The following is a 21,247-nucleotide window of genomic DNA, read 5'->3' on the forward strand; positions in this document are numbered from 1 at the left end:
GGCGCCAGCCGGGGGGCGCGGATCAGTCCAGGGCCCGGCCCGGCGGGGAGGGTTCGGTCAGCCGAGGGCCTGGCCTGGCAGCTCCACCTTGGCGCCCAGCTCCACGAGCTTCTCCAGGCTGTGCTTGCCCGGGGGCGACCCCCGGACCCCCGGCCGGGGGCGACGCGGCCGGCCCGGTGGGGGAGGGTTCGGTCAGCCGAGGGCCTGGCCCGGGAGCTCCACCTTGGCGCCCAGCTCCACGAGCTTCTCCATGAAGTTCTCGTAGCCGCGGTTGATCAGGTCGATGCCGTGGACGCGGGAGGTGCCCTGGGCCGCGAGGGCCGCGATCAGGTAGGAGAAGCCGCCGCGCAGGTCGGGGATGACCAGGTCGGCTCCCTGGAGCCGGGTCGGTCCCGACACCACGGCCGAGTGCAGGAAGTTGCGCTGCCCGAAGCGGCAGTCGGAGCCGCCCAGGCACTCGCGGTAGAGCTGGATGTGGGCACCCATCTGGTTGAGCGCGGAGGTGAAGCCCAGCCGCGACTCGTACACCGTCTCGTGGATGATCGACAGGCCCGTGGCCTGGGTCAGGGCGACCACCAGCGGCTGCTGCCAGTCGGTCTGGAAACCGGGGTGCACGTCCGTCTCCAGCGCGATGGACTTCAGCTGGCCGCCCGGGTGCCAGAAGCGGATGCCCTCGTCGTCGATCCGGAACGCGCCACCCACCTTCCGGTAGGTGTTCAGGAAGGTCATCATCGACCGCTGCTGGGCGCCGCGGACGTAGATGTCGCCCTCGGTCGCCAGCGCCGCCGACGCCCAGGACGCGGCCTCCAGCCGGTCCGACAGGGCCCGGTGGTCGTAGCCGCCGAGCTTCTCCACACCCGTGATCCTGATGGTGCGGTCGGTGTCCATCGCGATGATCGCGCCCATCTTCTGCAGAACGCAGATCAGGTCCTCGATCTCCGGCTCCACGGCCGCGTTGGACAGCTCGGTGACACCCTCGGCGAGCACGGCCGTCAGCAGCACCTGCTCGGTCGCGCCGACGGACGGGTACGGCAGCCGGATCTTCGTCCCGCGCAGCCGCTGTGGGGCCTCCAGGTACTGCCCGTCGGCCCGCTTCTCGATGACCGCGCCGAACTGCCGCAGCACGTCGAAGTGGAAGTCGATGGGCCGGCCGCCGATGTCGCAGCCGCCCAGGCCGGGGATGAACGCGTGCCCCAGCCGGTGCAGCAGCGGCCCGCAGAACAGGATGGGAATGCGCGAGGAGCCCGCGTGGGCGTCGATGTCGGCGACGTTCGCGCTCTCCACGCGGGTCGGGTCGAGCACCAGCTCACCGGGCTCGTCACCCGGACGGACCGTCACCCCGTGCAGTTGCAGCAGACCGCGGACGACACGCACGTCACGGATGTCCGGAACGTTGCGGAGGCGACTTGGCTCACCGCCCAGCAGGGCGGCGACCATGGCCTTCGGTACGAGGTTCTTCGCACCGCGGACACGGATCTCACCCTCCAGCGGGGTTCCGCCATGGACAAGCAGTACGTCATCAGTGCCGTTGACGGTCATGTATCTCGCGTTCCGATGAGGTGGGCAGGAGCCGGCCGATCATTTCGGAGGGGGCCGGAGAGACAGGGTAATCGCCATGCGCCCCCCTTCAGAAAGCCCGTCGGCGGCCCGGGTTGGCCTACCACGCCGCACCAACACGCCCCGTTGAGCACCGGGCACGTGCGGTCACCGCACACGCCGTGCGCCGGTGACGCCTCGGTGTCCCCTGAGCTGCGCTCACCCCCGTAGCCGGATTGGCTCCCCATGCGCGGGGAAGATGCGGGATCATGTCTGGCATGACCGAGGTGTCCTCGCTCACAGGGCGGCTGCTCGTGGCCACGCCCGCCCTGGCGGACCCGAACTTCGACCGTGCGGTGGTGCTCCTTCTCGACCACGACGAGGAGGGCTCCCTCGGTGTCGTCCTCAACCGTCCCACCCCCGTGGACGTGGGCGACATCCTGGAGGGGTGGGCGGACCTCGCCGGGGAGCCCGGCGTCGTCTTCCAGGGCGGTCCGGTGTCGCTGGACTCCGCACTCGGCGTCGCCGTCATCCCTGGCGGCTCCGGCGAGGGCGCCCCGCTGGGCTGGCGCCGGGTGCACGGCGCGATCGGTCTCGTCGACCTGGAGGCACCTCCCGAGTTGCTGGCCTCCGCCCTCGGCTCGCTGAGGATCTTCGCCGGATACGCCGGCTGGGGGCCCGGCCAGCTGGAGGACGAGCTGGCGGAGGGTGCCTGGTACGTCGTCGAGTCGGAACCCGGCGACGTGTCCTCACCGGCCCCCGAGAAACTGTGGCGCGAGGTGCTGCGCCGCCAGCGCAACGAACTGGCCATGGTCGCCACATATCCGGACGACCCTTCGCTCAACTGATGCGCGGCGCCTTCAGTACCCTTGCGGTATGAGCACTCTCGAGCCCGAGCGCGGCACTGGTACGGGTACCCTCGTCGAGCCGACGCCGCAGGTGTCCCACGGCGACGGCGACCACGAGCGCTTCGCCCACTACGTCCAGAAGGACAAGATCATGGCGAGCGCCCTCGACGGTACGCCCGTCGTGGCGCTGTGCGGCAAGGTGTGGGTGCCGGGCCGTGACCCGAAGAAGTACCCCGTCTGCCCGCTGTGCAAGGAGATCTACGAATCCATGAGCGGCGGCGGCGAGGGCGGCGACGACAAGAAGAAGTAACCCGCTGCCCGCTCGGCAGAGACTCGCAGGGCCCCCGAGGTGCGCGCCGGCGCGCACCTCGGGGGCCTGTGTCGTGGGGCGGCCGGTGCACCATGCGCAACGGGCGTTGCGCCGCGTCGCGGCCGCCGCTACCCATGGGGGCATGACCGACGTGATTCCGGCCCCGCGCGCCGTGACCGGCCTCCCGGACCGCGCCGTCCCCCTCGACCGGGGCACCACCCTGTGGGCCGCCGAGGGCACCGGCGGCACGGAACGCTGGCTGCGCGGCACGCTCGGCGCGGCCCTCGGCCTGCCCCTCGCGCCCGGCGCCGAGGACGACCCGGACTCCGTACGGCTGCGCCTGGACGACTCCCTGGCGCCCGAGGGGTACCGGCTCGCCGCCGTGCCCGGCCGGGGCGTCGAGATCCGCGGCGGCTCGCCGGCCGGGGTCTTCTGGGGTGCGCAGACGCTGCGCCAACTGCTCGGCCCCGACGCCTTCCGGCGCGCCCCCCTGCGGCCGGACGCCGCCCACGCGGTCCCGGCGGGCGTGATCGAGGACGCCCCCCGCTTCCGCTGGCGCGGTCTGATGCTCGACGTGGCCCGCCACTTCATGCCGAAGGACGGCGTCCTGCGCTACCTCGACCTGATGGCCGCGCACAAACTCAACGTGCTGCACTTCCACCTGACGGACGACCAGGGCTGGCGCGTCGAGATCAAGCGGTACCCGAGGCTGACGGAGGTCGGTTCCTGGCGGGCGCGGACGAGATTCGGCCACCGGGCGTCCCCACTGTGGGAGGACAAACCGCACGGCGGTCACTACACCCAGGACGACATCCGGGAGATCGTCGCCTACGCCGCCGAGCGGCACATCGCCGTCGTCCCCGAGATAGACGTCCCCGGGCACTCGCAGGCCGCCATCGCCGCGTACCCGGAACTCGGCAACACCGACGTCGTCGACACCGCCGCCCTCACCGTCTGGGACGACTGGGGGGTCAGTCCGAACGTCCTCGCCCCCACCGACACCACCCTGCGCTTCTACGAGGGCGTCTTCGAGGAACTGCTCGACCTGTTCCCCGCGGACGCCCTGGCGAACACCGGATCCGCGCGGTCCGCGGGGTCCGCAGAGTTCGCAAGGTTTGTCCACATCGGCGGCGACGAGTGCCCCAAGGGGCAGTGGCGGGCCTCGCCGGCCGCCCAGGCGCGCATCGCGGAACTCGGGCTGGCCGGCGAGGACGAACTCCAGGCCTGGTTCGTCGGCCACTTCGACGCCTGGCTCGCCGCGCGCGGGCGCCGGCTCATCGGCTGGGACGAGATCCTGGAGGGCGGCCTGGCGGTGGGGGCCGCGGTGTCGTCCTGGCGCGGGTACGCGGGCGGGATCGCCGCCGCGCGGGCGGGCCACGACGTCGTCATGTGCCCCGAGCAGCAGGTGTACCTGGACCACCGCCAGGCCCCGGGCGAGGGCGAGCCCGTGCCGATCGGCTTCGTGCGCACCCTGGAGGACGTCTACCGGTTCGAGCCGGTACCCCCGGAGCTGGACGTGGCGCAGGCCCGCCGGGTGCTGGGCACGCAGGCCAACGTGTGGACCGAGGTGATGGAGGATCAGGCGCGCGTGGACTACCAGGTGTTCCCCCGGCTGGCCGCGTTCGCCGAGGTCGCCTGGAGCGCCCTGCCCGCCCCGGCGGAACGGGACTTCGAGGGTTTCGAGCGGCGGATGACCGCCCACTACGGGCGCCTGGACGCCCTGGGAGTCCGCTACCGGCCGCCCGCCGGACCGCGCCCGTGGCAGCGGCGTCCCGGCATTCTGGGGCGGCCCCTGGAGGGGCCGCCGCCTTCGAGGTAGCGGGACGACCGGTTCCGCCCGCTGTCTCGAACGAGTGCCGGAAAAAGACCGCAAGAGTCAGCGAAGAGTGGGAATTCGCTCGCATCGGTGAGGGTGTGCCAAATCGGACGATGTCCTCGATGAGGTGGGCGAATGTCACCTAGCGGACCCCTGTCCTCGGGTCCTGCGAAGATGTGCCAGAGTTGCCACGTCCGCCCTGTCGGCACGTACCGTACGGCAGCACAGGTGGGACCAGCGGGGGCAGCGGGAAGGGGCAGCCGGTTTTGACCACGCACGCACCTCAGGCGGCGCAGGCCGTCACGTTGCCCACGACGCTGAACGAGGCGGTGGCGGCACTCACCGCCATGCCCGCCGCGGTGCCCGTGGCGGGCGGCACCGACCTCATGGCCGCCGTCAACTCCGGGCAGCTCAGGCCCACCGCGCTGGTCGGCCTCGGCCGGATCAGCGAGATCCGCGGCTGGCAGTACCAGGACGGCCACGCGCTGCTCGGCGCCGGCCTCTCCCACGCCCGCATGGGGCGTCCCGACTTCGCCGCCCTGATCCCGGCGCTGGCCGCCGCCGCGCGCGCCGCGGGCCCGCCGCACATCCGCAACGCGGGCACCCTGGGCGGCAACATCGCCACCGCCGCCCCCACCGGGGACGCGTTGCCGGTGCTGGCCGCCCTGGAGGCGACCCTGATCATCGCGGGCCCGGACGGAGCCCGCCGGGAGATCCCGGTGTCGCACCTGCTGGCCGGCGTGGAGATGCTCCGCGGGGGCGAACTCATCGGCTACGTGCGCGTGCCGCTGCTGCACGCGCCGCAGGTCTTCCTCAAGGCGACCGGCCGGACCGGACCGGGCCGCGCGGTCGCGTCCGTGGCGCTGGTCCTCGATCCGGCCCGGCGCGGGGTGCGGTGCGCGGTGGGCGCCATAGCGCCGATGCCGCTGCGGCCGCTGGACGCCGAGCACTGGGTGGCCCAGCTCATCGACTGGGACAACGGCCGCGTGATCGTCCCGGAGGCGCAGAACGCCTTCGGCGAGTACGTGGCCGCGGCCTGCATCCCCGATCCGGTTCCGGCCGAGGACGGCTCCGTGCAGCAGCTTCCGCCCGCCGTACTGCATCTGCGGCGCACCGTCGCCGCGCTGGCCCGACGAGCACTGGGGAGGGCGCTGTCGTGACCGACGACCAGCACGCGGAGGGCACGCCGGGCGGCAGCCGATGGGATCCGCTGCCGCAGGGCGAGTACGACGACGGCGCCACCGCCTTCGTGAAGCTGCCCGAGGGCGGCATCGACGCCCTCCTCGCCGCCCACAGCCCGCTCGCGGCGCCCGGCCACGGCTACGTGCCGCCGCAGATAGCGGTCACGCCCTCCCCGGGGGCCACCGACCCGGCGGGGACCGGCGGTTGGGGCGTGCCGGGCGGGTCCGCCGAGGGCGCGCAGTGGCCCGACCCCAACGCCGTGCCGCAGGACGCGGGCACGGACGACCGGTTCACGTACCGTCCGGAGGCCACCCAGCAGTGGAACTTCGGCGAGTCCCAGGGGGGCCCGGTCGCCCACGCCCCTTCCGCCCCCGGCCAGGACGTGACCGGCCAGGACGTGACGGGGCAGTGGTCGATCCCGGTCGCCGGGGGCGACATCCCTGACGAATCGGGCGAGTTCACCACGTCGTCGCTGATGCAGCAGTGGGGCGGCACCCCTCCGACCACCCTCCCCGGCGGCGCGGCCGCCCCGTGGGCCGCGGAGGAGGTCGGCCAGGCCTGGAGCCGCCCCCGCACCGAGCCCGGGACACCGGGACAGCCCGGCGAGCCCCCGATGGGCGGCCCCCACGAGAGCGCCTACGGGACCGGCCCGGCTGAAGCGGCGTACGGGGTCGCACCGGACGGTGCGGGCGCGGGTGTGCGGTTGCCGGGGGCTTTTGGTGCGGGTGGTGCGGCCGGTGGCGGCTTCGCGGCCGGTCGGCCCGGTGGGGTTGGACAGGGTGCCGGCGCTGAAGCGGCCGGTGGCGTGGCCCCGGCCGGAGGGCCGGGTGCGGCTGGACACGGTGCCGGGCAGGCCCAGGGCGCGTACGGGGCCGGGACTGCGGCGGACGGCGCGCACGGAGGCGTGCGGATGCCGGGGGCTTTCGCCGCGCAGGACGTGACCGGTGGCGCGGCCCCGGCCGGGCGGCCGGACGGTGCCGGGGCGGCTGAAGCCGCGTACGGGACTGCGGCGGACGGCGCGCACGAGGACCGGGCGGCATCGGGTGCGGGCCGTGTGGAGGGTCGTCCGGCGGAGGGCCCGCGCGCGGCCGGGCAGCCGGCGCCGCAGGCCGCCTCCTCCGCGGCGACCGCCCCTCCCTTCCCGTCGGTCGCGACCGGAACCGGCGCGGACACCGCCGCCGCCCAGGGGCCCGGGGCCCCGTACGGGCGCGGCGCGGCAGCCGCACCCGGGCACGGCCCCACCGGCACCCCCGCGGAGCAGCACGCCCAACTCCGCGCGGACCAGGGCGCCCAAGACCCGCAGACCCGGCCCGAGCACCCGGCGGAGTCCCCCGCGGACTCCCCGCGGTCCACGTCCGGCGCGGCCGAGGTCGGCGAGGACGCCCGAGGGGCCGTGGAGGCCGCCGAAGGGCCCGCCGAGCCGCCCGCCCGGCCCGGCCCGGCCGAGGATGCCCAGCCGCCCTCCCGGGCCGCCGAGGAGCCCGCCACGGGCTCCGGCTCCGCGACCCCGGACCCGGACGCCGAACAGCCGGACGCCGGACAGCCGGACGCCGCCCAGGAGGATCCGCCTCCGGCGCCCCCGCAGGACGAGCACCCGCTCGCCTCGTACGTGCTGCGCGTCAACGGCGCCGACCGGCCCGTCACCGACGCCTGGATCGGCGAGTCCCTGCTGTACGTGCTGCGCGAGCGGCTCGGACTCGCGGGCGCCAAGGACGGTTGCTCGCAGGGCGAGTGCGGCGCCTGCAACGTGCAGGTCGACGGACGCCTCGTCGCCTCCTGCCTGGTACCCGCGGTCACCGCGGCCGGCAGCGAGGTGCGCACGGTCGAGGGACTGGCCGTGGACGGTCAGCCCTCGGACGTCCAGCGGGCGCTCGCCCGATGCGGCGCGGTGCAGTGCGGCTTCTGCGTGCCCGGCATGGCGATGACCGTGCACGACCTGCTGGAGGGCAACCCGGACCCGACCGAACTGGAGACCCGCCAGGCGCTCTGCGGCAACCTGTGCCGCTGCACGGGCTACCGGGGCGTCCTCCAGGCCGTCAAGGAGGTCGTCACCGAACGCGAGGGGCACACCGCGACGGACGAGGCCGAGCAGGAGGCCGACGAGCCGCGCATCCCCCACCAGGCGGGTCCGGGCGCCGGCGGGGTCCACCCCTCCGCGTTCGACACCCCGGCACCGCACGACCCCTACGGCCAGGACGGAGGCCAGGCGTGAGCGACGAAGCCGCCATCGCCGCCGCGGAGACCGCCCCCGCACCCGAACCACTGCCGCACGGTCTCGGCTCCTCGCTGCCGGCCGCCGACGCCCGCGCCAAGACGGAGGGCACCTTCCCGTACGCGGCCGACCTGTGGGCCGAGGGCCTGCTGTGGGCGGCCGTGCTGCGCTCCCCGCACCCGCACGCGCGCATCGTGTCCATCGACACCAAGCACGCGCGCGAGATGCCCGGCGTACGGGCCGTCGTCACCCACGAGGACGTCCCTGGCCGCCCGGTGCACGGCCGCGGCACAGCCGACCGCCCGGTGTTCGCCTCCGAGGTCGTACGCCACCACGGCGAGCCCATCGCGGCCGTGGCCGCCGACCACCCGGACACCGCGCGGATGGCCGCCGCCGCCGTCATCGTCGAGTACGAGGTGCTCGACCCGGTGACCGACCCCGAACAGGCCTTCGAGGCCGAGCCGCTGCACCCCGACGGCAACCTGATCCGGCACATCCCGCTGCGCCACGGCGACCCGGAGGCGGCCGGCGAGGTCGTCGTCGAGGGCCTGTACCGCATCGGCCGCCAGGACCCGGCCCCCATCGGCGCCGAGGCCGGTCTCGCGGTGCCCCGCCCCGACGGCGGCGTGGAGCTGTACATCGCCTCCACCGACCCGCACGCCGACCGCGACGCGCTCGCCGCCTGCTACGGCCTGGAACCCGAGCGCGTGAAGATCGTCGTCACCGGTGTGCCGGGCGCCACCGCCGACCGCGAGGACCAGGGCTTCCAACTCCCGCTCGGCCTGCTGGCGCTGAGGACCGGTTGCCCGGTGAAGCTCACGGCGACCCGCGAGGAGTCGTTCCTGGGCCACACCCACCGCCACCCGACACTGCTGCGCTACCGCCACCACGCCGACGCCGAGGGCACGTTGGTCAAGGTCGAGGCGCAGATCCTGCTGGACGCGGGCGCCTACGCCGACACCTCCTCCGACGCCCTCGCCGCCGCCGTGTCCTTCGCCTGCGGCCCCTACGTCGTCCCGAACGCCTTCATCGAGGGCTGGGCCGTGCGCACCAACAACCCGCCCTCCGGGCACGTTCGTGGCGAGGGCGCGATGCAGGTGTGCGCCGCCTACGAGGCGCAGATGGACAAGCTGGCCAAGAAGCTCGGCCTGGACCCCGCCGAGGTGCGCCTGCGCAACGCCATGGCGACCGGCGACGTACTGCCGACCGGCCAGACGGTGACGTGCCCGGCCCCGGTCGCCGAACTGCTCCAGGCCGTACGGGACCACCCGCTGCCGCCGTTGCCCAAGGACGTCCCCGAGGAGGAGTGGCTGCTGCCCGGCGGCCTCGAGGGCGCGGGCGAACCGGGCGCGGTGCGCCGAGGCGTGGGCTACGGCCTCGGCATGGTGCACATGCTCGGCGCGGAGGGCGCCGACGAGGTCTCCACGGCGACCGTGCGGGTCCAGGGCGGCGTGGCGACGGTGCTCTGCGCGGCGGTGGAGAGCGGCCAGGGCTTCACGACGCTCGCCCGGCAGATCGTCCAGGACACGCTCGGCGTCGACGAGGTGCACGTGGCCCCGGTCGACACCGACCAGCCGCCGGCAGGCGCCGGCTGCCGCGGCCGGCACACCTGGGTGTCGGGCGGCGCGGTGGAACGCGCGGCGAAGATGGTCCGCACCCAGCTGCTCCAGCCGCTGGCCCACAAGTTCGGCATGTCCACCGAGCTGCTCCAGATCACCGACGGCAAGATCACGTCCTACGACGGTGTGCTGTCCACCACGGTCACGGAGGCGCTGGACGGCAAGGAGCTGTGGGCGACCGCCCAGTGCCGCCCGCACCCCACCGAGCCGCTGGACGAGTCGGGCCAGGGCGACGCCTTCGTGGGCCTGGCGTTCTGCGCCATCCGCGCGGTGGTGGACGTGGACGTCGAACTGGGCTCGGTGCGGGTCGTGGAGATGGCCCTCGCCCAGGACGTGGGCCGGGTCCTCAACCCGGCCCAGCTGGCCGCCCGGATCGAGGGGGGCGTCACCCAGGGCGTGGGCATCGCCCTCACCGAGAACCTGCGCACCCCGCGCGGGCTGGTCCGCCACCCCGACCTCACCGGCTACGCCCTGTCCACCGCCCTGGACGCGCCCGACGTCCGGATCGTGAAACTGGTCGAGGAGCGGGACGTCGTCGCCCCCTTCGGCGCGAAGGCGGTCAGCGCGGTACCGGTGGTGACCTCCCCGGCGGCCGTCGCCTCCGCGGTGCGCGCCGCCACGGGCCGACCGGTCAACCGCCTGCCGATCCGGCCGCAGGCCGCGGTCGTGACCACGCAGTGAGGGGATAGGGGAGTCCAGGGGGACCGCCCGCGGTGAGGCGGGCCGGAAGGCAACGCCGGGCGCCCGCCCGGCGTCTTCCGTTTTGGGGTGTTGTCAGTGAGGGGGCGTAGTCTTCTGGCAGTGGGGCGAGGGAAGTTGCCCGCGACGGAGCGCGCCCGGACCCACCCAGCCCGGGACGCCGTCCGTCCCGGACCTGAACCGAACAGCACGGGGGACCGATGAGCACGACCGACACCATTGTCAGGGTGATCACCCTGCCCGAGGCGGGGTGCGACCCACGCCGTGCCTACGCCGAGTTCGCGTTCCACCCGGCGGTGGCACCCACCCGCCCGGCGGCCCGCGTCCGCCCGGCGGTGCCGGCCGTGCGGCCCGGCACCGCCTCCGGACTGACCCTCGACCTGCGCGCCCGCCTGCTGCACCGTGACTTCGGCCACGGCCGCGTCGCGCGCTACGAGGAGGTCGACTTCCCCGCCGCGCTCACCCACGAGCCCACCCGCCGCTTCCTGCGCGACACGGGCCTGCCCGAGGACGGCGTACTCCTCCAGTCGGACACCGACGTACCCCTGCCGACGCTCGCCGAGTTCTGCGCCGACGAGTGCCCCGACGACTTCTGGCCGGACGAACTCCCCGCGCGCGCGGCCCACTTGATACGCCTCGGCCGCTTCGCCGGCGGCAGCAGCCTGCTGGTCGACGGCATCACCGGCGAGGTCCTCACCTGGAGCGGGCCCGCGGCCGAGCCGGCCCCCCTCACCAAGGACGTCTCCACCCTCGCCTTCACCCTGTGGCTCCTGCGCCGCGGACGCGACGGGACTGCCACGCGGCGTTCATGAACGGGGCCCTCGCCCTGGTCCTACGACCAAGGTCCTGACCGCGGACCGACTCCCGACAGGGGCCAAAGCGGACTGCGCACCTTACGCTGGCGACCATGAGCGCCCTGGAACCACGCGACACCGAGGTCGCGGACATCCCTGACAGACCCGGCTCCCCTGACGGGGCGACCGACACCGTGCTGAGCCGCAGCTACCGGGCGCTGAGCATCGGGATCGTCTCCGTCGTCCTGCTGATCGCCTTCGAGGCGACCGCCGTCGGTACGGCGATGCCCGTCGCGGCGCGGGAGCTGGACGGGGTGTCGCTGTACGCGTTCGCGTTCTCGGGGTTCTTCACCACCAGCCTGTTCGGGATGGTGCTCTCCGGACAGTGGTCGGACCGCCGGGGCCCCCTGGGGGCGCTGACCACGGGGATCGGCTCGTTCGTGGCCGGGCTGCTGCTGGCGGGCACGGCCGGCACGATGTGGGTGTTCATCGCGGGGCGGGCCGTGCAGGGACTCGGCGGCGGCCTGGTGATCGTCGCCCTGTACGTCGTCATCGGCCGGGCCTACCCCGAGCGGCTGCGCCCGTCGATCATGGCGGCGTTCGCGGCGGCCTGGGTGGTCCCGTCGATCGTCGGACCGCTCGCCTCGGGCGCGGTGACCGAGCACCTGGGCTGGCGCTGGGTGTTCGTCGGCATCCCGGTGCTCGTGGTGTTCCCGCTGGCCATCGCCCTGCCGCAGATTCGGCGGCGGGCGGGCGGCCCGGTGGGCAAGGGCGCCGGGGAGGACGGCGGGGAGGGCGCCGGGCAGTCCTCCTTCGACCTGCGCCGCATCCGGCTCGCCTTCGGCATCTCGCTGGGCGCCGGGCTGCTCCAGTACGCGGCCCAGGACCTGCGCTGGCTGTCGCTGCTGCCCGGTGCGGTGGGGGCCGCGCTGCTGGTTCCGGCCGTGCGGGGGCTGCTGCCGCGCGGCACCTACCGGGCGGCGCGCGGGCTGCCGTCCGTGGTGCTGCTGCGCGGGGTCGCGGCGGGCTCCTTCATCGCCGCCGAGTCCTTCGTGCCGCTGATGCTCGTCACCCAGCGGGGGCTGTCCCCGACGCTCGCCGGGTTCTCCCTCGCGGCCGGTGGGGTCACCTGGGCGCTGGGCTCGTGGGTGCAGTCGCGGCCGCGGATGGCGCCGCACCGGGAGCGGCTGATGAGCCTAGGGATGGTGCTGGTGGCCGCGGCCATCGCCGCCGCGCCCAGTGTGCTGATCCACGCCGTCCCGGTCTGGACGGTCGCCGTCTCCTGGGCCTTCGGCTGCTTCGGCATGGGCCTGGTCATCGCCTCCACCAGCGTGCTGCTGCTGCGGCTGTCCGCCCCGGAGGAGGCCGGCACCAACTCCGCGGCCCTGCAGATCTCCGACGCCCTCTCCAACGTCGTCCTGCTCGCCGCGGGCGGCGCCGCCTTCGCCGCCCTGGGCGGCGGCACGGTGGCCCACACGACCGCGACCACCACCGGGTCCACCTCCCACCCGGCCGCGTTCGCGGCGGTGTTCCTGCCGATGGCGGCGGTGGCGCTGACGGGGGTCTGGGTGACGCGACGGGTGCGGGCGGCAGAGTCGGTACCACAGTGACCCCACTAATGGTACCGTGATGGTATGGCTATGAATCTTCGTCTTCGCGACGACCAGCAGGAAGCCCTCAAGGCGCGCGCGGAAGAGGAGGGGCGCAGCATGCACGCCATAGTGCTTCAGGCGATCGACCGGTATCTGGCGGAGGAGGCGGACCGGGTCACCGTGCGTCGTCTCGGGGCGAAGTACGCGGCGGCGCACGCCGACCTGCTGCGGAGGCTGGGGGAGTAGATGAAGTACCTCACGGTCCAGGAGGTTCTGGACCTGGCCGAGCTGGCCTGCGGGGGGCAGGAGGTCGCCGTGCGCGATCTGGGGCTGCTCACCTCTGCGGTACATCGCCCTCAGTCGCAGATGTTCGGCGTCGAGGCATACACGGACTTGTTCGAGAAGGCTGCCGCGCTGCTTCATTCGCTGGCGGCCAACCACCCCTTGGTGGACGGCAACAAGCGCATGGCGTGGATGTCCACCGTCGTGTTCCTCGACTTCAACGGTATCGAGATGGTCGACGTCGATCAGGACGAGGCGTACAAGCTTGTCGTCGAAGTGGCGTCGGGCGGCCTGGAGGATCCGGGCGCGATCGCCAGGCGGCTGAGGTGCCTGCACGAGGGGATGTGACCTCAGTCCCATCCCCGGGTGACGCCGTGCCGTCGGCGCGTTGGCACTGCCGGGCCGCCGGTAGGGTGGCCCGGTCGTCATACGTAGCCGAGACCCCCAGCACTGCGAACCGGAGACCGTGACTACTACCGCCGCCAGCTCGTCCCACTCGCACCATCTTTCGCCCGCCTTTCCCGGTCGCGCCCCCTGGGGTACGGCCGGGAAGCTGCGTGCCTGGCAGCAGGGGGCGATGGAGAAGTACGTCCAGGCCCAGCCCCGCGACTTCCTGGCGGTGGCCACCCCCGGCGCCGGAAAGACGACCTTCGCGCTGACGCTGGCCTCCTGGTTGCTGCACCACCACGTCGTCCAGCAGGTCACCGTGGTCGCGCCGACCGAGCACCTGAAGAAGCAGTGGGCGGAGGCCGCCGCGCGGATAGGCATCAAGCTCGACCCGGAGTACAGCGCGGGCCCGCTCGGCAAGTCGTACCAGGGTGTCGCCGTCACGTACGCGGGCGTCGGCGTGCGCCCCATGCTGCACCGCAACCGCGTCGAGCAGCGCAAGACCCTCGTCATCCTCGACGAGATCCACCACGCCGGCGACTCCAAGTCGTGGGGCGAGGCGTGCCTGGAGGCCTTCGAGCCCGCGACCCGCCGGCTCGCCCTCACCGGTACGCCGTTCCGCTCCGACACCAACCCCATCCCGTTCGTCACGTACGAGGAGGACGGGGCCGGCATCCGGCGTTCGGCGGCCGACTACACCTACGGCTACGGCTCCGCCCTCTCCGACGGCGTCGTGAGGCCCGTCATCTTCCTCTCCTACAGCGGCAACATGCGCTGGCGCACCAAGGCGGGCGACGAGATCGAGGCCAGGCTGGGCGAGCCGATGACCAAGGACGCCGTCAGCCAGGCCTGGCGCACCGCGCTCGACCCGCGCGGCGAGTGGATGCCGGCTGTGCTGCGCGCCGCTGACCAGCGGCTCACCGAGGTCCGCAAGGCCATCCCGGACGCCGGCGCCCTGGTCATCGCCTCCGACCAGGACTCCGCCCGCGCCTACGCCAAGCTGATCCGCGAGATCACGGGCAGCAGCGCGACGCTCGTCCTGTCCGACGACGCCGGCGCCTCCCAGCGCATCGACGACTTCAGCGGCAGCGAGGACCGCTGGATGGTCGCCGTCCGCATGGTGTCCGAGGGCGTCGACGTGCCCCGGCTCGCGGTCGGGGTGTACGCGACCACCATCTCCACCCCGCTCTTCTTCGCCCAGGCCGTCGGCCGTTTCGTGCGGTCCCGCAGGCGCGGCGAGACCGCCTCCGTGTTCCTGCCGACCGTTCCGGACCTGCTGACCTTCGCCAACGAGATGGAGGTCGAGCGCGACCACGCCCTCGACAAGCCGAAGAAGGACGGAGAGGAGGACCCGTACGCCGAGTCCGAGAAGGAGATGGACGAGGCGAACCGGGAGCAGGACGAGGACACCGGCGAGCAGGACATGCTGCCCTTCGAGGCGCTGGAGTCCGACGCCGTCTTCGACCGGGTCCTCTACGACGGCGCCGAGTTCGGCATGCAGGCCCACCCGGGCAGCGAGGAGGAGCAGGACTACCTCGGCATTCCGGGCCTGCTCGAACCCGAGCAGGTGCAGCTGCTGCTGCAGAAGCGGCAGGCCCGGCAGATCGCGCACAGCCGCAAGCGGCCCGACACCGAGGCCGACCTGCTCGAACTGCCCGCCGACCGGCGGCCGGTGGTGACCCACAAGGAACTGATGGAGCTGCGCCGGCAGCTCAACACGATGGTCGGCGCGTACGTCCACCAGAGCGGCAAGCCGCACGGGGTCGTCCACACCGAGCTGCGCCGGGTGTGCGGCGGGCCGCCCAGCGCCGAGGCGACGGCGGGTCAGTTGCGCCAGCGCATCGCCAAGGTGCAGGAGTGGGCCACGCGGATGACGTGACACCGGGGTGTCGCCGGGCGTTCCTGAGGCGTTGTCCTACGGCACCACCGGAGTACGTATCGGGAGGAACGCCGCACTCCGTACCGGACGATGACCGGATTCTGGACGAAGTCTTCCGCTCAGCGAACTGGCTTCGCTAATGTCCCGCTACGCCGACGCACCGTGGCAGCGCCGCCGCGGAGCGCAGCCGTGAAGCGACTTCAGTCCGGGACGGCCCGGACCGTCGGCCGATCGGCGGCCTCTGCCGCGCGTCACCGACGGGACCCGGTGACGCGTCCGACGTGGAGAGGGCCGCCTACCTCACCACGAAGGAGTGGGCGTCGTGACCGCGGAGACCTCCCAGACGCTCGACCGGGGACTGAGAGTCCTCAAACTGCTGGCCGAGACGGACCACGGGCTGACCGTCACCGAGCTGTCGCACCGGCTGGGCGTCAACCGGACCGTGGTGTACCGGCTGCTCGCCACCCTGGAACAACACATGCTCGTCCGCCGTGATCTGGGCGGTCGTGCCCGGGTCGGGCTGGGGGTGCTGCGGCTGGGCCGCCAGGTGCATCCGCTGGTGCGGGAGGCGGCGCTGCCCGCGCTGCGGTCGCTGGCCGAGGACATCGGGGCGACCGCGCATCTGACGCTGGTGGACGGCGCGGAGGCGCTGGCCGTCGCCGTGGTCGAACCGACGTGGACCGACTACCACGTGGCCTACCGGGCCGGTTTCCGTCATGCCCTGGAGCGGGGCGCCGCGGGCAAGGCGATCCTCGCGGCCCGCCGGCAGCCGGCCGCGGAACCCGGCTACACCCTGACGCGCGGCGAGCTGGAGGCCGGGGCCTGCGGGGCGGCGGCCCCCCTGCTCGGCGTGACGGGCCTGGAGGGCAGCGTCGGGGTCGTCATGCTGGCGGACTCCGTACCGGAACGGGTCGGCCCACGCGTCGTCCACGCGGCCTGCGAGGTGGCGGAGGCCCTGCGCTGACCGCCGCCGCGGCACCCGCCCGGCCGGCGGCGGTCGTGGGGGACGGTCGTCGGCTGGCCGGAATGCGTGCGCGGGATAGATTGAACCCGTGCTCTCTCGTCTCACGCGTTCCCAGGCCCTCACCGTCTGCGCGCTGCCCGTCGCGGCTCTGATCGCCACGGCGGTGTTCGCGCCGCTGCCGTTCTCGGTGGCCCAGCCCGGGATGACGGCGAACGTGCTCGGGGAGAACAAGGGCACCCCCGTCATCACCATCTCCGGCGCGCCCGTCCGCAGCACCAGCGGGCAGCTCCGTATGACGACCATCGAGGCGACGGGACCGGACGCGCAGGTCTCCCTGGGGGACGTGATCGACGGCTGGTTCGCCACCGACCGGGCGGTCATGCCGCGCGACGCGGTCTACCCGAGCGGCGACAGCGTCAAGGAGATCGAGCAGCACAACGCCGCGCAGATGAGGCAGTCCCAGGACGCGGCCACCCGGGCCGCCCTGAAGTACCTCGACGTCAGCGACAAGAACGTCGAGGTCACGCTGAAGCTCGCCGACGTCGGCGGCCCCAGCGCGGGCCTGCTGTTCTCCCTCGGCATCGTCGACAAGCTCCACGGCGACGGCAACGGCGGCGACCTCACGGGCGGCCGCACCATCGCCGGTACGGGCACCATCGACGCCGACGGCACGGTCGGCGCCGTCGGCGGCGTGGCCCTCAAGACCCAGGCCGCCCACCGGGACGGCGCCACCGTCTTCCTGGTCCCCAAGGCGGAGTGCGCCGAGGCCAAGTCCGAACTCCCCAAGGGGCTGCGCCTGATCCCGGTGACCACCCTGAAGGGCGCCGTCAACGCCCTGGGCGCGCTGGAGACGGGGAACCGGGTCCCGAGCTGTTAGACGCTCACCGGCCTGGGCGCGGCGGCCAGCCGCAGCCCGACCTTGACGAGCGTCCAGCCCAGACGGATACGCATCTTGCGCGGTCGCCGCGCCCCGGCGGCGAGCCGGTGGGCTTCGGCCAAGGCCCGGAGTTCGGCGGTGCGGGTGTGGTGCAGGGCGAGGGCGCGGGTGTCGTACAGGGCGAGAAGGGTCTCGGGATGCATGGGGCGGCCTCTCAGTCCGTGCGGATGGGGAAGACGTGCGTGTGGACGCGCACCTGCTCGGTGTCCGGGGTGCCGTCGGCGGGAGCCACGGCGCGGTAGCTCTCCACGAGCTCGTGCATCTTCTCGATCAGTTCGAGGGCGAGTTCGGGCGTGAGGCGCAGCGTCCAGGAACTCATGTCCGCGGCGCGGGTCCATGCCTCGGACCAGTCGCTCCTCGTGCCGAGCCAGGTCGCCAGCTCCTGAGTGCGCTGGTTCGCGACCTCGTGCAGGAACAGGTCCGCGGCGCCGCGTACTTCGGGGTCGGGGTCCCTCAGCAACGTGTCGTCGAAACTCTCGGCCACGTGGGCCGCCCGCCACCAGCGCTCCCGCCCCTTGCCGTGCTCGGGCGCGTCCTCGACGAAGCCGTGCGCGGCGAGCTGACGCAGGTGGTAACTGGTGGCGCCGCTGGACTCACCCAGTTTCGCGGCCAGTTGGGACGCGGTGGCCGGCCCGCCGCGCCGCAGCGCGGTCAGCAGCCGTATGCGCAGGGGGTGCGCCAGACCACGCAGCGAGCGGGCATCAAGAGGGCGGACCCGAGGGTCCAGGGGTTCGGCCATGCATACAAAGATAGCGTTGCAAAGAAGACTTTGCAACAGGTTCTTTGGAAGTGGCCCCTCTCACTCCTCCGCCGCCTGCTCCACCAGCGGGATGATCCGCAGCGGTACCGGGTTCTCCATCACGATCGCCGTCGACGCCCGGTCGATGCCCTCGAAGCCCACCACCCGGTCGATCACGCGCTGGAGGTCGGCGTTGGAGCGGGCGACCAGCCGGCACAACATGTCGCCGGTGCCGGTGGTGGTGTGCAGTTCCAGCACCTCCGGCACGCTCGCCAGATGGGCCCGTACGTCCGGACCCTGCCCCTGCCGGATCTGGAGCGTCGCGAACGCCGTGACCGGATACCCGAGCGCCGCCGGATCCACCTCCGGACCGAAGCCGCGGATCACCCCGCGCGCCTGAAGGCGGTCCAGACGCGCCTGGACCGTCCCCCGCGCCACCCCCAGCCGCCGTGACATCTCCAGCACGCCGATGCGCGGCTCGCGCGCCAGCAGCACGATGATGCGGCCGTCCAGATGATCGATCGCCATGTCCCGTCTCCCCAATGGTCATCCTGTACAGAAAGCCCGAAGACTCGCCGCCTCCACCGAGCACATTGCCCAGCAAATACGCGAACTATTGCGCACCTTGCGAGACCGGGTGACGCTTCCGCTATGACGCAGACCACAGACCTCACTCCCGACGCGACCGCCCGGCAGGCCGACCCCTTCCCGGTCAAGGGAATGGACGCGGTCGTCTTCGCCGTGGGCAACGCCAAGCAGGCGGCGCACTTCTACTCCACCGCCTTCGGCATGAAGCTGGTCGCCTACTCCGGACCGGAGAACGGCAGCCGCGAGACCGCGAGCTACGTCCTGGAGAGCGGCTCCGCCCGCTTCGTGTTCACCTCGGTGATCAAGCCCGCCACCGACTGGGGCACCTTCCTCGCCCAGCACGTGGCCGAGCACGGCGACGGCGTCATCGACCTCGCCATCGAGGTCCCGGACGCGCGCGCCGCGTACGCCTACGCCATCGAGCACGGCGCCCGCTCGGTGACCGAGCCGTACGAGCTGAAGGACGAGCACGGCACCGTCGTCCTCGCCGCGATCGCCACGTACGGCGAGACCCGCCACACCCTGGTCGAGCGGTCCGGCTACGAGGGCCCGTACCTGCCCGGCTACGTGGCCGCGAAGCCCATCGTCGAGCCGCCCGCCCAGCGCGTCTTCCAGGCCGTCGACCACTGCGTCGGCAACGTCGAACTCGGCCGGATGAACGAGTGGGTCGGGTTCTACAACAAGGTCATGGGCTTCACGAACATGAAGGAGTTCGTGGGCGACGACATCGCCACTGAGTACAGCGCGCTGATGTCGAAGGTCGTGGCCGACGGCACGCTCAAGGTCAAGTTCCCGATCAACGAGCCCGCGGTCGCCAAGAAGAAGTCCCAGATCGACGAGTACCTGGAGTTCTACGGCGGCGCCGGCGTCCAGCACATCGCGCTCAACACCAACGACATCGTGCAGACCGTACGCACGATGCGCGCGGCCGGTGTCGAGTTCCTGGACACCCCCGACTCCTACTACGACACCCTCGGCCAGTGGGTCGGCGACACCCGCGTGCCCGTGGAGACCCTGCGCGAGCTGAAGATCCTCGCCGACCGCGACGAGGACGGCTACCTGCTCCAGATCTTCACCAAGCCGGTCCAGGACCGCCCGACCGTCTTCTTCGAGCTCATCGAACGGCACGGCTCGATGGGCTTCGGCAAGGGCAACTTCAAGGCCCTGTTCGAGGCGATCGAGCGCGAGCAGGAGCGCCGCGGAAACCTCTGAGCCCGCCGCCGGGCCCGCACGCCGAGCCCGCCGCGAGCCCGCCCACGTACCACGCCCGGGGCACCGCTCGCGGCATCCCGCCCGCCCGCCGCGACACCCGCGCGGCGGGCGGGCCGCCGTCGCGCCGCCCACCGGGCGCCTTCCCGGCCCGCCCGGTCCCGGTGCGGCGCCCGCCGAGGGGCAGGCGCAGGGGGGTGCGGCCGACGGGTTCCCACCGACGGTCCCCGGGTGCGAGGCTGTGATCGTGAGCCGTACTGAAGCCGCACCCGACGCGTCCCTGGGCAACCTCACCGATCGGCTCCTGGCGGGCCTGCCGGCCGAGGCTGTCCTCATCGATCCCGACGTCACGGCCGCCTACGCCCACGACATGGCGAGCTTCTGCCCGTCCGGCGCCCCGGCCGTCGTCGTCCTGCCGCGCACCGTGGAACAGGTCCAGCACGTCATGCGCACCGCCACCGCACTGCGCGTCCCGGTCGTGCCGCAGGGCGCCCGCACCGGACTGTCCGGCGCGGCCAACGCCTCCGACGGCTGCATCGTGCTGTCCCTGACCAAGATGGACCGCATCCTGGAGATCAGCCCGGTCGACCGGGTCGCGGTCGTCGAGCCGGGCGTCGTCAACGCCGCGCTCTCCCGCGCGGTGAACGAGCACGGCCTGTACTACCCGCCGGATCCCTCCAGTTGGGAGATGTGCACCATCGGCGGCAACATCGGCACCGCCTCCGGCGGCCTGTGCTGCGTGAAGTACGGGGTCACCGCCGAGTACGTGCTCGGCCTGGACGTCGTGCTGGCCGACGGGCGGCTGATGTCCACCGGCCGCCGCACCGCCAAGGGCGTCGCCGGATACGACCTGACCCGGCTGTTCGTGGGTTCCGAGGGCTCGCTCGGCATCGTCGTGCGGGCGGCCCTGGCGCTCAGGCCGCAGCCGCCGCAACAGCTCGTGCTGGCAGCCGAGTTCGCATCCGCGGCCGCCGCCTGCGACGCCGTGTGCCGGATCATGTCGGGAGGACACGTGCCCTCCCTGCTCGAACTCATGGACCGTACGACGGTGAAGGCCGTCAACGACCTCGCCCACATGGGCCTGCCGGAGACCACCGAGGCGCTGCTCCTTGCCGCGTTCGACACGCCGGACCCGGCCGCCGACCTCGCCGCGGTCGGCGCGCTGTGCGAGGCGGCCGGCGCCACCCAGGTCGTCCCCGCCGACGACGCCGCTGAGTCCGAGATGCTGTTGCAGGCGCGGCGGCTGTCGCTCACCGCGCTGGAAGCCGTCAAGGGCACGACGATGATCGACGACGTGTGCGTGCCCCGCTCCCGGCTCGGCGAGATGCTCGAGGGTGTCGAACGGATCGCCGAGAAGTACCGCCTCACCATCGGGGTCTGCGCGCACGCGGGCGACGGCAACACCCACCCGACCGTCTGCTTCGACGCGCAGGACCCCGACGAGTCGCGGCGCGCTCGCGAGTCCTTCGAGGAGATCATGGCCCTCGGCCTCGAACTCGGCGGCACCATCACCGGTGAGCACGGCGTGGGCGTGCTGAAGAAGGAGTGGCTGGCGCGTGAGATCGGCCCGGTCGGGGTCGAGATGCAGCGGGCGGTCAAACACGCCTTCGACCCGTTGGGCATCCTCAACCCCGGCAAGCTGTTCTGACACCCC

19 protein-coding genes are annotated in these 21,247 nt (G+C 73.1%); 15 read left to right on the forward strand and 4 right to left on the reverse strand.

From position 1 onward, the window contains the following. Positions 1-192: 192 nt before the first annotated feature. Positions 193-1,539, reverse strand: a complete 1,347-nt coding sequence (gene murA, locus ACTYVM_RS02540; protein WP_400034066.1) for a UDP-N-acetylglucosamine 1-carboxyvinyltransferase — start codon at positions 1,537-1,539, stop codon at positions 193-195. Between the two features lie 275 nt (positions 1,540-1,814). Here murA and ACTYVM_RS02545 point away from each other — a divergent pair, with 275 nt between their 5' ends. From ACTYVM_RS02545 to ACTYVM_RS02605, 13 genes are all read left to right on the forward strand, one after another. Continuing rightward, on the forward strand, positions 1,815-2,384 hold the full coding sequence (locus ACTYVM_RS02545) for a YqgE/AlgH family protein (RefSeq protein WP_400034068.1): 570 nt from the start codon (positions 1,815-1,817) through the stop codon (positions 2,382-2,384). A gap of 28 nt (positions 2,385-2,412) precedes the next feature. Then, a complete protein-coding gene (locus tag ACTYVM_RS02550) occupies positions 2,413-2,694 on the forward strand; it encodes a DUF3039 domain-containing protein (protein WP_141360526.1) in 282 nt (93 codons plus the stop codon). A 142-nt stretch (positions 2,695-2,836) separates the two neighbouring features. Further along, a complete protein-coding gene (locus tag ACTYVM_RS02555) occupies positions 2,837-4,513 on the forward strand; it encodes a beta-N-acetylhexosaminidase (RefSeq protein ID WP_445524308.1) in 1,677 nt (558 codons plus the stop codon). A gap of 263 nt (positions 4,514-4,776) precedes the next feature. Next, on the forward strand, positions 4,777-5,670 hold the full coding sequence (locus ACTYVM_RS02560) for an FAD binding domain-containing protein (protein ID WP_445524309.1): 894 nt from the start codon (positions 4,777-4,779) through the stop codon (positions 5,668-5,670). After that, entirely contained in the window at positions 5,667-7,904 is a 2,238-nt protein-coding gene (locus ACTYVM_RS02565) for a (2Fe-2S)-binding protein (RefSeq protein WP_445524310.1), read from the forward strand. Before ACTYVM_RS02560 ends, ACTYVM_RS02565 begins: the two co-directional genes overlap by 4 nt. After that, positions 7,901-10,204 (forward strand): xanthine dehydrogenase family protein molybdopterin-binding subunit, encoded by a 2,304-nt coding sequence (locus ACTYVM_RS02570; protein WP_445524311.1) that lies wholly within the window; start codon positions 7,901-7,903, stop codon positions 10,202-10,204. The genes ACTYVM_RS02565 and ACTYVM_RS02570 overlap by 4 nt, the downstream gene beginning before the upstream one ends. 218 nt (positions 10,205-10,422) lie before the next feature. Next, positions 10,423-11,034 carry an SUKH-4 family immunity protein gene (locus tag ACTYVM_RS02575; protein WP_445524312.1) on the forward strand — a complete coding sequence of 204 codons (612 nt, stop codon included), beginning with the start codon at positions 10,423-10,425 and terminating at the stop codon, positions 11,032-11,034. A gap of 95 nt (positions 11,035-11,129) precedes the next feature. Further along, positions 11,130-12,626, forward strand: a complete 1,497-nt coding sequence (locus ACTYVM_RS02580; RefSeq protein ID WP_445524313.1) for an MFS transporter — start codon at positions 11,130-11,132, stop codon at positions 12,624-12,626. Positions 12,627-12,656: 30 nt separating this feature from the next. Next, the gene (locus tag ACTYVM_RS02585; RefSeq protein ID WP_445524314.1) at positions 12,657-12,854 is read left to right on the forward strand and encodes an Arc family DNA-binding protein; all 198 of its coding nucleotides are present in this window, start codon (positions 12,657-12,659) and stop codon (positions 12,852-12,854) included. Continuing rightward, positions 12,855-13,238 (forward strand): type II toxin-antitoxin system death-on-curing family toxin, encoded by a 384-nt coding sequence (locus ACTYVM_RS02590; RefSeq protein ID WP_445524315.1) that lies wholly within the window; start codon positions 12,855-12,857, stop codon positions 13,236-13,238. Between the two features lie 118 nt (positions 13,239-13,356). Continuing rightward, positions 13,357-15,156: a DEAD/DEAH box helicase gene (locus tag ACTYVM_RS02595; RefSeq protein ID WP_445524316.1), complete on the forward strand. Its 1,800-nt coding sequence runs from the start codon at positions 13,357-13,359 to the stop codon at positions 15,154-15,156. 322 nt (positions 15,157-15,478) lie between these two features. After that, entirely contained in the window at positions 15,479-16,120 is a 642-nt protein-coding gene (locus tag ACTYVM_RS02600) for an IclR family transcriptional regulator (protein ID WP_445524317.1), read from the forward strand. Positions 16,121-16,208: 88 nt separating this feature from the next. Beyond that, on the forward strand, positions 16,209-16,997 hold the full coding sequence (locus tag ACTYVM_RS02605; protein ID WP_445524318.1) for a YlbL family protein: 789 nt from the start codon (positions 16,209-16,211) through the stop codon (positions 16,995-16,997). Here ACTYVM_RS02605 and ACTYVM_RS02610 read toward each other — a convergent pair. The 3 genes from ACTYVM_RS02610 to ACTYVM_RS02620 are packed head-to-tail and all read right to left on the reverse strand — an operon-like array spanning position 16,994 to position 18,324. Continuing rightward, positions 16,994-17,200, reverse strand: coding sequence for a hypothetical protein (locus ACTYVM_RS02610; protein WP_445524319.1), 207 nt, complete (start codon positions 17,198-17,200; stop codon positions 16,994-16,996). The two genes, ACTYVM_RS02605 and ACTYVM_RS02610, sit on opposite strands and share 4 nt — an antisense overlap. A gap of 11 nt (positions 17,201-17,211) precedes the next feature. Continuing rightward, positions 17,212-17,796: an ArsR/SmtB family transcription factor gene (locus ACTYVM_RS02615; protein WP_445524320.1), complete on the reverse strand. Its 585-nt coding sequence runs from the start codon at positions 17,794-17,796 to the stop codon at positions 17,212-17,214. Between the two features lie 60 nt (positions 17,797-17,856). Continuing rightward, entirely contained in the window at positions 17,857-18,324 is a 468-nt protein-coding gene (locus tag ACTYVM_RS02620; protein ID WP_445524321.1) for an Lrp/AsnC family transcriptional regulator, read from the reverse strand. A gap of 123 nt (positions 18,325-18,447) precedes the next feature. Here ACTYVM_RS02620 and hppD point away from each other — a divergent pair, with 123 nt between their 5' ends. Beyond that, a complete protein-coding gene (hppD, locus tag ACTYVM_RS02625; RefSeq protein ID WP_445524322.1) occupies positions 18,448-19,596 on the forward strand; it encodes a 4-hydroxyphenylpyruvate dioxygenase in 1,149 nt (382 codons plus the stop codon). Positions 19,597-19,834: 238 nt separating this feature from the next. Next, positions 19,835-21,241, forward strand: coding sequence for an FAD-binding oxidoreductase (locus ACTYVM_RS02630; protein ID WP_445524323.1), 1,407 nt, complete (start codon positions 19,835-19,837; stop codon positions 21,239-21,241). The last annotated feature ends 6 nt before the right edge of the window (positions 21,242-21,247 follow it).

This window comes from Streptomyces cyslabdanicus, assembly GCF_052663305.1.

Coding starts and splice junctions, on each gene's coding strand:
- hppD (WP_445524322.1), top strand. CDS start 18,448: ATGACGCAGACCACAGACCTCACTCCCGACGCGACCGCCCGGCAGGCC.
- ACTYVM_RS02550 (WP_141360526.1), top strand. CDS start 2,413: ATGAGCACTCTCGAGCCCGAGCGCGGCACTGGTACGGGTACCCTCGTC.
- ACTYVM_RS02585 (WP_445524314.1), top strand. CDS start 12,657: ATGAATCTTCGTCTTCGCGACGACCAGCAGGAAGCCCTCAAGGCGCGC.
- ACTYVM_RS02545 (WP_400034068.1), top strand. CDS start 1,815: ATGACCGAGGTGTCCTCGCTCACAGGGCGGCTGCTCGTGGCCACGCCC.
- ACTYVM_RS02580 (WP_445524313.1), top strand. CDS start 11,130: ATGAGCGCCCTGGAACCACGCGACACCGAGGTCGCGGACATCCCTGAC.
- ACTYVM_RS02555 (WP_445524308.1), top strand. CDS start 2,837: ATGACCGACGTGATTCCGGCCCCGCGCGCCGTGACCGGCCTCCCGGAC.
- ACTYVM_RS02575 (WP_445524312.1), top strand. CDS start 10,423: ATGAGCACGACCGACACCATTGTCAGGGTGATCACCCTGCCCGAGGCG.
- ACTYVM_RS02615 (WP_445524320.1), bottom strand. CDS start 17,796: ATGGCCGAACCCCTGGACCCTCGGGTCCGCCCTCTTGATGCCCGCTCG.
- murA (WP_400034066.1), bottom strand. CDS start 1,539: ATGACCGTCAACGGCACTGATGACGTACTGCTTGTCCATGGCGGAACC.
- ACTYVM_RS02620 (WP_445524321.1), bottom strand. CDS start 18,324: ATGGCGATCGATCATCTGGACGGCCGCATCATCGTGCTGCTGGCGCGC.
- ACTYVM_RS02590 (WP_445524315.1), top strand. CDS start 12,855: ATGAAGTACCTCACGGTCCAGGAGGTTCTGGACCTGGCCGAGCTGGCC.
- ACTYVM_RS02610 (WP_445524319.1), bottom strand. CDS start 17,200: ATGCATCCCGAGACCCTTCTCGCCCTGTACGACACCCGCGCCCTCGCC.